Genomic DNA, 8,674 nt, shown 5'->3' with positions numbered 1-8,674 from the left:
GAGTACATCAAGGCCGACGTGAGCGGCCGCGTACTGATCGACGCAATGGGTCCGGCGGAATACCGGAAAGTGCTGAAGCATCCCGACATGCAGGCGATGCTTGCGCCGCCCGACAAGCAGGGCTGACCTCGACGAGATATCGATGACCCAATACACCTTTCGCCTGCTGAACGTCTTCGCCGAATCGACGTTCGGCGGCAATCCGCTGTGCGTGTTCGACGATGCGCGCGGCATGGACGACGCGACCATGCAGGCGCTGGCCGTGCAGTTCAATCTGTCGGAGACGACCTTCGTACTGCCGTCCGATCGCGGGCACGCGCGCGTGCGGATCTTCACGCCCGGCTACGAGATGGCTTTCGCGGGCCATCCGACGCTCGGCACCGCGCACGTCGTGCGCGATCTGCTCGAGGCAGGCGATGCGCTGTCGCTCGAATTCAAGGCCGGCGTCGTCGACGTCACCGCGCGCGACGACGTGTGGACCTTCATCGCGCCGCACGCCGGCATGCCGAACACCGCGCCATGCGCGTTGCCCGATGCGCAGGTCGCGGCCCTGCTCGGGCTCGCCGAGGACGATCTGCTCGCGCCGCCGCTGTGGGTCAATACCGGTGCCGACCAGTTGCTGGTCGCGCTCAAGGACCCGGCCGCCGTGCGGCGCGCGCGGCCCGACGGCGCGCGCGTCGACATCTGGCCGCCAAGCAGCCTCGGCCGCAGGACCGCGTACGTATTCGCATTCGACGACGCGCGCCCGGGGACGGTCGTGTCCCGCTACTTCTTCGTGAAGCAAGGCGGCGGCGTGGCGGAAGATCCGGGCACCGGTTCGGCCTGTGCGAACCTGGGCGGCTGGCTGCTTGCGGCCAGTCACGATCTGCCGGCCGCGTTTCGGGTCGAACAGGGCGAAGCCGTCGGCCGGCCCTGCCTGCTGCACTTGTCGGTCGATGCAGCGGGCAAAATCGGCGTCGGCGGGCGCGTGATCGAACTCGGGCGCGGCGTGATCAACGTGTGATCGACGCGCGCCCGCCGACGCCGCCGCTCATCGCGCGCCCACCCGCCACACCGTCACTTCGTGCAGCGTCTCGCCCGGCTTGAGCGCCGTCGACGGGAAGGCCGGATGATTCGGCGAATCGGGAAAATGCTCGGCTTCCAGCGCGAATGCATCGGTTTGCCGGTAGACCGTGCCGCCCTTGCCCGCGACGCTGCCGTTCAACCCGTTGGCCGTATAGAACTGCAGCCCCGGCTGCGTCGTGTACAGCTCGAGGAAACGCCCCGACGCCGGGTCGTAGGCACGCGCGGCGAACGCCGGCGCCGGCTGGCCGCCCTGGTCGAGCACCCAGTTCTGGTCGTAGCCATGCGCGATCGCGAGCTGCGGATACGCATCGCGCAAATGCGCGCCGATCGGCGTCAGCTGGCGCAGGTCCATCGGCGTGCCCGCAACGCTCGCCAGTTGCCCGGTCGGAATCGACGTATCGTCGGTCGGCGTGAAGCGCGATGCGGCGATCTCGATGAGTTGCCGCTCGACGCTGCCGCCCGCCTGCCCGGCCAGATTGAAGTAGCTGTGGTTGGTCAGGTTGACGACCGTATCCTTGTCCGTCGTGGCCCGGTAGTCGATGCGGATCTGGTTGTCGCGGGTCAGCGTATAGGTCACGTCCGTCGTCAACGTGCCGGGGAAGCCGTTCTCGCCGTCGGGGCTCACGTAGCGCAGCGTGACGCTCGAACCGGTCGTGTCGCTGTGCGTGCCGGTGACCGTCCAGACCTTCGCGTCGAAACTGTCGGGGCCGCCGTGCAGCGTGTTCGGCCCGTCGTTGACCGGCAGCTTCCACGTCTTGCCGTCGAGCGCGAAGCGCCCGCCCGCGATGCGGTTCGCATACCGGCCGATCAGCGCGCCGAAATGGATGTTGCCGTTGTGCGCCTCGTAGTCGCGCAGCGAATCGAAGCCGAGCACGATGTCGGCCGCGTGCCCGGTGCGGTCAGGCACGTCGAGCGCGGTCACGATACCGCCGTACGTGATGACTTTCAGCGTCACGCCGCGCCGGTTCGCGAGCGTGTACTGGCTCACCGCCTGCCCGGTCGCGGTCGTCCCGTAATCGGCGCGGCTGATCGAGACTTCGGGCGCCGCCGATGCAACGGCTGCGTGCAGCCCGAACGTTGCGAACACACCTATCGCGAGCATCGGTCGTCGCGGCCAGCGTCGTTTCATGAAGACCTCCCAAGTGATGCGGCCCGTGCCGGTGCGCAAGTTGCGTGCCTGCACGTCGCCGCGTTTGTCATGCCGTGCTCCGCATCCGCATCGCGACGCTCACGTATGGTCCGCGCGCCACCGGCGAGGCGTGACGCCGGTCAAGCGCGTGAAGGTGCGCGAGAAATGGCTCTGATCGGCGAAGCCGCACGCAACGGCGATCATGCTCAACGGCATGTTCGGGTCGCGCATCCATTCCTTTGCCCGTTCGACGCGCTGCACGATGAGCCAGCGATGCGGCGGCAGCCCGGTCGTTCGATGAAACGCCTTGACGAAATGGCCGCGAGACAGCCCGCACGCGCTCGCCACGTCGGCCAGACCGATGTTGCCGTCGAGGTGCGCGAGCAGCAACTCCTTCGCGCGGCGCGCCTGCGACGGCGTGAGCTTGCCGTCCGACCTTTCCCGCCGCTCGCCGACGCCGCCGTAACGATGCGCGACGTGCGCCTGAAACGCCAGCCCCACGTGATCGATGAAGATCTGCGACGCTTCAGCGGGGCGGGCCAGCGCGGGCAGCAGCGCGTGCCCGAGCGCATGGATGATCGAGTCGTGGGTGCTCAGATGCGGCGGCAGATAAAGCTGCGGCCGCTGCCGGCCGCCGAGGTCGTCGACCGTTTCCTCGAGCGTGTGGCGCGGCAGATGGAAATGCAGGCAATCGAACGCACCCTGGAGGTCGGCCACCCAGCGACGGTCGAGATCGTAGATCGACACGGTTCCCGCGTCATACGGAACGAACGGTGCGGGGCGGCCGTCGAGCCACAGATCCTGCTCGCCGAACGGGTGCAACTGCAGCACGATCAGGTCCGTATTCTCGAGTTCATAGGGCGCGGTCAGCCCCATGTTCCTGCGCAAGCTCTTGAGCCGGACGATACCGATTTGCCCGTTCGGCAACGCTTGCGTGACGACGGTCTGCCTGACGTCGGCCGGGAGGAAATCGGACGATGGGGTGTCCGGCTGCGGGGCGCTCATGGGGCGAGGCGGGAAGGTGAATGACGAGGCTTATCACTCTAGCAAATCGCGGCGACGCACGCTGCTCGCGCCGCACCCCGCACTGGTATGATGCGCCAGCCACCCCCTACCGGAATTCGCGATGAAGCTGTCATTCGAAGCGCTCGAAGCCCTGGACGCGATCGACCGCACCGGCACCTTTGCCGAAGCAGCGGAACTGCTGCATCGGGTCCCGTCCGCGCTCACGTACCTGGTGCAGAAGCTCGAAAGCGATCTCGGCGTGGCGCTGTTCGACCGCAGCGGACGGCGCGCGAAGCTCACGCATGCGGGCCGCATCGTCGTCGAGGAAGGCCGGCGCCTGCTGCGTGCGGCCGAGCAGCTCGAAATGAAGGCGCTGCGTGCGCAACAGGGCTGGGAAACGGAAGTCCGCGTCTGCATCGACGAGATCTTGCCGTTCGACGCGCTGTGGCCGTACGTCCACCGGTTCTACGCACTCGGGATGGACACGCGGTTGCGGCTGTCGACGGAAGTGCTCGGCGGCGCGTGGGATGCGCTGATTTCGCGGCGGGCGGATCTCGTCGTCGGCGCGGCGGGCGAACCGCCGGAATTGCCGGGCATCGTCGCAAGGCCGATCGGCTCGCTGAAACACGTGTTCGCGGTCGCGCCGTCCCATCCGCTCGCGGCGCTGCCCGAACCGCTGTCGATGGCGTCGGTCGTCCAGTATCGCGGCGCGGTGATCAGCGATACATCGCGCGAACTGCAGCCGCAGTCGGTCGCGATCGATGCGGGCCAGCCGTATCTCGCGGTACCGACGCTGGCCGCGAAGCTGGAAGCGCAATGCGAAGGGCTCGCGGTCGGCACGCTGCCCGAATGCATCGCGGCGCGCGCGATCGCCGACGGCAAGCTCGTCGCGCGCCAGGTGACCGGCATGCGCGATACCACGCACTGCTATCTCGCGTGGCGTGGCGACGAGGCGGGCCGCGCGCTGCACTGGTGGGTCGAGCAACTCGACCAGCCCGATCTCGTCGATCGTTTCACGACGCCGGACTGACGCGTCCGTTCGCGGCCCGCCGGCACGCGGGGACCACACACGCCGGCCGCCCGTCGATGGCTGACGGCCCGGCATCGCGCGCATCATGCAGCGCCCCGGCACGGCGCCACGCGCCGCGAAAGAAAGCGCATGCCCATCCCCTCGCGCCGGCGACCCTCGCGATCCGGCCGCACGTCAGCCGAGCGAATCGTGCAGCCGTTTCATTTCCTTCTCGAGCCAGCCGATCAGGCTGAACCCGGCGTGCGCCTTCTCGACCGGCGGAATCATCACCCGTTCCTCGGTCGCGATATGGTCGGTGAGCGACTCGCACATCAGCCTGCCGAGCGCCGGCTTCCTCGCGATCAATGCCGACAGATCCTCGCTGCGAAGCTGATGCACGGTCATCGCGGTCACCGCGTGAACGGTCGCATGAAGCCGCGTGCCGGCGAGCACGACGGACTGCCCGATCGCATCGCCCGGCGCCATCCGCCGGACTTCCACATCGCCGGACGCGCCCGGCACGAACACCGCCGCGACGCCCGATTCGACGATCGTCAGCACGCGCGATTCCGCATTCGACGCGTAGATCACGTCGCCCTTGCCGAACGAACGCGCGACCAGCGCATCGGCCAGCACGGCCAGATCGTCGTCGTCCACGCGCGCGAACAATTCGACCGCGCGCAACAGCAGTAGCCGGCGCGATACCGGCTGCCCTGGCGAGGTCGATGACGATGCAGCCGCCGGCGCAGGACCCGCGAGCGGTCGCCACGCGACACCCGCCGCGGCCAGATGCCGATGCGCGAGATCGTAGAGCGCGTTGCGCACGGTGATTTTCTTCTGCAGCGCGTCGACGTAGCAGACGAGTTCGTACTGGATCGCGTTCGCGCGGAACGCCTTCACGACCGCGATCGGCGCGGGGCGCGCGAGCACGTCGAGCGAACTCGCCGCGGCCCGCTCCAGCGCACCGACGGCCACCGCCGGCCGCACCGCGGGATCGAGGTCGAGCGCGAGCGTCACGCCGTGCAGACCCGCGGGTTCACTGAGATTCACGATCGTCGCGCGCGCCGCGATGCTGTTCGGCACGACGACCAGGTTGCCGAGGCTGTCGATCAGCTTCGTCGCACGCCAGTTGCTCTCGACGATGCGCCCTTCGAGCTCGCCGATCGAGACCGTATCGTCGAGCCGGAACGGTTGCGTGGTATTCAGCACGAGCCCGGAGAACACGTCGTTCAGCGTGTTCTGGAGCGCGAGGCCGAGTATCACCGCCACGGCGCCGGAGGTCGCGACCAGGCCGCTCAACGGCAGGCCGAGCACGTAGCCGAGGGCGGCCACCGCGGCCGCGCCAAACACGACGGCTTCGGCGAGGTCGTGAAACAGCCGCTGGTTGCGCCACGCATGCGGCAGCAGCAGATGATTGAGCAGCAGACTGAACACGATCGCGCACTGAAGCCACCAGGCGATGCAGACGGCCTGGACCACGATCCGATCGAGCCCGCCGAGCGACGCGGGCACGGCGAGCGGGCTCACGCCGGTCGCGAACAGCACCGCGCTCAGCGCGGCGAACGCCGCACAGCGCCGGATGGCGCGCGCCACGGCGCGATTGCGCCCGACCAGCCGCCACGCGGCGAGATCGGCCAGCACGATCGGCGCGCCGTAGAGCGCCGTATCGGAGAAATTCAACATGTCGGAACGCACGCGCGGTGTGCGAAAGGATGGACGCGGCGGCACGTACGTCGCCGCGCGGACGGAATCGTCGGGCACATGGCGTGCGGGCCGCCGACGTGCTGGCCGCGGCTAGGCGCGCCGGCGCATGACGCCCGGCAATGGCAGCGGCAGCACGTAGCGGCCGGCGCCCGCGATCGCGATCGTGCCGAACAGGATCAGCAGCATCCACGCGAACTGCGCATCGCGCAGCGGCCAGTCGGGGTGGACGAACACCAGCGCGACGAGCGTGACGATCATCACCGGCAGCGCCGCCAGCCTCGGGTACAGACCGACGATCATGAAGACCGGGCACACGACCTCCGCGAAGATCGCGAACAGGATCGACAGCGTGCGGCCGAGATGGAACGGATCTTCGATGGCCGCGGCTTCGGCCGTGTAATGCACGATCTTTGGCAAGCCGTGCACCACGAGCAACAGCACGCTGGCGGCGACGCGCAGGAACAGCAGGCCGAGATCGGTCGCGTGACGGGAAAGGTCGGGTTGGTCAGGTTTCATGCGCGGTTCGTCGGTTGAGCGGGATGCACGGCGACGCGTGCGCCGGGCGTTGCGCCGCGCCGGCGTTCAGCGGGATCGCGCGACGTCGGCGAGCGCACGTGGTCGATGCGCATGCGTGCCGACGGAGTGTCGGCACGCGCCGTTCAGGCAATCTACGCGCGCCGCCTGCCGCCGTCCTGTATCCGGGCTGAATCGTTCTGAAACATCGGGGACGCGCACGAAGCCGGCGTCACGACTCGCGCGACGGCAGCTCGGCCTCGGCCGCATCGAATCCGAGTGCATGGACCTCCGACCACGCATCGTGCACGACCTGCGTCGACCCCGCGGTATGCGCGAGCGCCGCCGCATACGCGGCCAGCACCCGCACGCGTGCATCGTCGGATACCCCGGTTGCATCCGCGTCGCGCATCGCATCGAGCGCGACACGCGCGCGCTCGCGACATTCGTCGACGAGCGACAGATCGAACAGGCACGGCACCGCGACGGCCGTAAGCGCGATGCCGAGCGCCGCGTCGCCCTGGGCCGAAAATGCCCAGTCGAGCGCGGCACGCAGATTGCCGAGCTCGCGCCGGACCGCATCGAGCCGGGTCGCGCCCTCCGGCCCGCTGCCCGGCGCGTCGCCATCGTGGGCCGCGCGCCGGAACAACGCGAGGAAGTAGGTCGCGTGCGCGCGCGCCGCAGCCGCCCCCTCGCCGTGACTGTCGAGCTGCTGTTGCGCGTAGGCCCGCGTGGTCGTCAGCAGCCGGTAGCGCGGCACGCCGTGCGCGGTTTCGAGGATCACCAGCGATTTCGACACGAGGCCGGCGATCGTATCGAGCAGATCGGCGCCGGCCAGCCCGTTGGCGCCGACGACCTCGCGCACGGCCTCGATCGAGAAGCCGTCGCGAAACACGCCGAGCCATCGCAGCAGCAGGCGCTCGGCGTCTCCGAGCAACCGGTAGCTCCAATCGTACATCGCCTGCAGCGTCTGGTGGCGCGGCAACGCGGTGCGAAAACCGCCGGTCAGCAGCCGGAAGTGATCGTCGAGATGGGCGGCCAGCACGTCGATGCCCAGCACGGCGGCGCGGGCCGCCGCCAGCTCGATCGCGAGCGGCAGGCCGTCGAGGCGGCGGCAGACCGACGCCATCAACGCCAGGCTGCGCGCGTCGAGCGGAAAACGCGGATCGGCCGCGCGGGCCCGCGCCGCGAACAACTGCACCGCGCTGGCGTTCATCGCCTCGCGGTCGCCCGCGCCTTCGTCGGGGACGTCGAGCGGCGGCACCGGGCACACGCGCTCGCCGTGGATGCGCAGCGATTCGCGGCTCGTCGCGAGCACGCACAGCCCGTCGTCCGCATCGGTGAGCGCGCTCGCGATCTGCGCGGCGGCGTCGAGCAGGTGCTCGCAATTGTCGAGCACGAGCAGCATCCGGCGACGCGCGACGCTGGCGAGCACCGCTTCGAGGGTCAGCGACCCGGTCGGCTGCGTGATGCCGAACGCGCCGGCCAGCGCGTCAGGCACGAAGCGCGGACACGCGACGGTCGCGAGCGAAACGAATACTGTGCCTTCCGGAAAGCGTGCGTCGGCGCGCGCCGCCGCTTCGATCGCGACGCGCGTCTTGCCGATGCCGCCCGCGCCGACCAGCGTCACGACGCGCGCGCCCTGCAGCGCGGCCAGCACGTCGGCGACCGTCTGTTCGCGGCCGAACAGCGTGCTCGGCGCCGCGGACGGCCGCCACGTCGCGGGACGCACGGGCGCGTCGCCGTCGTCCTGCCCGGCGACCAGCCGATAGCCGCGGCCCGGCACCGTCACGATCAGGTTGCGGTCGCCGGCCAGCGCCTTGCGCAGCGACGCGATGTGCACCTGCAGGTTGTTTTCCTCCACCACGGTGTGCGGCCATACGCGCTGCATGATGTCGTCTTTCGATACCAGCGCACCGTTCGCCCGAATCAACAGCTCGAGAATTTCGAATGCGCGGCTGCCGATGCGCAGCAGCTTGCCGTTCGAACGAATTTCACGTCTGTCGAGAAAAACGTGAAGTGTTCCAATCCGGATCATGAGAATTTCTTGAGGGTGACATTCAACGGCGCCCCACTGAAATCGGGTGCCGGTTCCGCATCAATGCTACGGTATTTGCATGGTCGAATGATTCAAATTATCAGAATGAACGGCTCGAATTTTTTGAAATGACGAAAAATACCGCCGTGCGGCGCTGTTTGCGCCCGAGCACCGCCCAGGCACCGAAATACGGCGAGGCCACGCACGTTTC

General features: G+C 68.8%; 7 protein-coding genes and 1 pseudogene. 3 read left to right on the top strand and 5 right to left on the bottom strand.

Annotation, left to right across the window (positions count from 1 at the left end; all coding sequences use genetic code 11):
• Together JMF90_RS12590 and JMF90_RS12585 are read left to right on the top strand one after the other, a co-directional pair.
• Nucleotides 1–126 (top strand): annotated as a pseudogene (locus JMF90_RS12590) (TrmB family transcriptional regulator); the annotation flags it as partial.
• Nucleotides 127–142: 16 nt separating this feature from the next.
• On the top strand, nucleotides 143–1,003 hold the full coding sequence (locus JMF90_RS12585) for a PhzF family phenazine biosynthesis protein (protein ID WP_124592436.1): 861 nt from the start codon (nucleotides 143–145) through the stop codon (nucleotides 1,001–1,003).
• A 27-nt stretch (nucleotides 1,004–1,030) separates the two neighbouring features.
• On the opposite strand, the gene JMF90_RS12580 is transcribed toward JMF90_RS12585, so the two are convergent.
• Both JMF90_RS12580 and JMF90_RS12575 read right to left on the bottom strand, forming a co-directional pair.
• On the bottom strand, nucleotides 1,031–2,194 hold the full coding sequence (locus tag JMF90_RS12580; protein ID WP_201317353.1) for an aldose epimerase family protein: 1,164 nt from the start codon (nucleotides 2,192–2,194) through the stop codon (nucleotides 1,031–1,033).
• Nucleotides 2,195–2,293: 99 nt separating this feature from the next.
• Entirely contained in the window at nucleotides 2,294–3,199 is a 906-nt protein-coding gene (locus tag JMF90_RS12575) for an AraC family transcriptional regulator (RefSeq protein WP_201317354.1), read from the bottom strand.
• A gap of 121 nt (nucleotides 3,200–3,320) precedes the next feature.
• Between JMF90_RS12575 and JMF90_RS12570 the strand changes: the two genes are divergently transcribed.
• Nucleotides 3,321–4,229 (top strand): LysR family transcriptional regulator, encoded by a 909-nt coding sequence (locus tag JMF90_RS12570; protein WP_012337491.1) that lies wholly within the window; start codon nucleotides 3,321–3,323, stop codon nucleotides 4,227–4,229.
• Between the two features lie 174 nt (nucleotides 4,230–4,403).
• Here JMF90_RS12570 and JMF90_RS12565 read toward each other — a convergent pair whose 3' ends face one another.
• The 3 genes from JMF90_RS12565 to JMF90_RS12555 all read right to left on the bottom strand — a co-directional run bounded on the left by JMF90_RS12565 (nucleotide 4,404) and on the right by JMF90_RS12555 (nucleotide 8,463).
• The gene (locus JMF90_RS12565) at nucleotides 4,404–5,891 is read right to left on the bottom strand and encodes a mechanosensitive ion channel family protein (protein WP_201317355.1); all 1,488 of its coding nucleotides are present in this window, start codon (nucleotides 5,889–5,891) and stop codon (nucleotides 4,404–4,406) included.
• 111 nt (nucleotides 5,892–6,002) lie between these two features.
• Nucleotides 6,003–6,428 carry a DoxX family protein gene (locus JMF90_RS12560; RefSeq protein ID WP_027807789.1) on the bottom strand — a complete coding sequence of 142 codons (426 nt, stop codon included), beginning with the start codon at nucleotides 6,426–6,428 and terminating at the stop codon, nucleotides 6,003–6,005.
• Nucleotides 6,429–6,657: 229 nt separating this feature from the next.
• On the bottom strand, nucleotides 6,658–8,463 hold the full coding sequence (locus JMF90_RS12555) for a winged helix-turn-helix domain-containing protein (protein WP_011545660.1): 1,806 nt from the start codon (nucleotides 8,461–8,463) through the stop codon (nucleotides 6,658–6,660).
• Between the last annotated feature and the right edge of the window lie 211 nt (nucleotides 8,464–8,674).

It is taken from the genome of Burkholderia sp. E168m23, assembly GCF_016586125.1.
GTDB classification, from domain to species: Bacteria; Pseudomonadota; Gammaproteobacteria; order Burkholderiales; family Burkholderiaceae; genus Burkholderia; species Burkholderia orbicola.
This window is presented reverse-complemented; position numbering and strand designations above follow the sequence as displayed.

What these genes read in the sequence shown, in the direction of transcription:
- JMF90_RS12565 (WP_201317355.1), bottom strand. Translation starts at nt 5,891, where the DNA reads ATGTTGAATTTCTCCGATACGGCGCTCTACGGCGCGCCGATCGTGCTG.
- JMF90_RS12580 (WP_201317353.1), bottom strand. Translation starts at nt 2,194, where the DNA reads ATGAAACGACGCTGGCCGCGACGACCGATGCTCGCGATAGGTGTGTTC.
- JMF90_RS12555 (WP_011545660.1), bottom strand. Translation starts at nt 8,463, where the DNA reads ATGATCCGGATTGGAACACTTCACGTTTTTCTCGACAGACGTGAAATT.
- JMF90_RS12560 (WP_027807789.1), bottom strand. Translation starts at nt 6,428, where the DNA reads ATGAAACCTGACCAACCCGACCTTTCCCGTCACGCGACCGATCTCGGC.
- JMF90_RS12585 (WP_124592436.1), top strand. Translation starts at nt 143, where the DNA reads ATGACCCAATACACCTTTCGCCTGCTGAACGTCTTCGCCGAATCGACG.
- JMF90_RS12575 (WP_201317354.1), bottom strand. Translation starts at nt 3,199, where the DNA reads ATGAGCGCCCCGCAGCCGGACACCCCATCGTCCGATTTCCTCCCGGCC.
- JMF90_RS12570 (WP_012337491.1), top strand. Translation starts at nt 3,321, where the DNA reads ATGAAGCTGTCATTCGAAGCGCTCGAAGCCCTGGACGCGATCGACCGC.